Below are 547 nucleotides of genomic sequence, written 5' to 3'. Positions count from 1 at the left end.
TAGCCTCGATCTTGCATGAGGGCCCGTCAGCTTGCTGGCGGGCCCTTTCGGCTCCTTCGGGGGCCGAGATTCCTGCAGGTGGGCAGGCTGGTGGCCCGGCTGTCGCGTCGGGTGGGCGCCGGGTTCCACGGCTCCGGTCGGGGTGGTGCTGCTCGTAGGGACGGGAAGTGGCTGGTCATCCTGGGTTTGGCAGGGCTGCGAGCCTTTGCAGGGCTTGGGTGATCGCGCCTGTCCAGGGCCAGTGGGCCGCGAGGCGGAGGACGCGGCGCCGTCCGGTGGTGACGAGTTGTGCGGCGGCGGAGAACAGTCGCAGCCGCAGGCGGCGGGGTTCCCACCGGCGGACGTCGCCGCTCAGGGCGAGCATCGGCATCCAGGCGAGGAGATCGAGAGCGATCTGGACGATCTCCAGCCAGATCTGGTTCTGTGCGGTGTCGTGGAGGGGCAGGTTGCGCAGGCCGGTGGCCCGTGCGGCGCGGATGCGGTCTTCGGCTCTCGCGCGCTGGCGGTGTCGCAGTTCGAGTGCGGCGATCGGGACGTTCTTGGTGTT

The 547-nt window shown here is 70.2% G+C and carries 1 protein-coding gene; it reads right to left on the bottom strand.

Annotation, left to right across the window (positions count from 1 at the left end):
* Positions 1–175: 175 nt before the first annotated feature.
* Positions 176–547, bottom strand: a 372-nt coding sequence (locus ACRWND_RS30970) for a transposase (RefSeq protein WP_431955318.1), incomplete at its 5' end; no start/stop codon positions are given.

Source organism: Actinacidiphila sp. bgisy167, assembly GCF_965342175.1.
Classification (GTDB): Bacteria; Actinomycetota; Actinomycetes; order Streptomycetales; family Streptomycetaceae; genus Actinacidiphila.
Note: the sequence above shows the minus strand (reverse complement) of the source record. Positions and strands in the feature narration are given on the sequence as shown.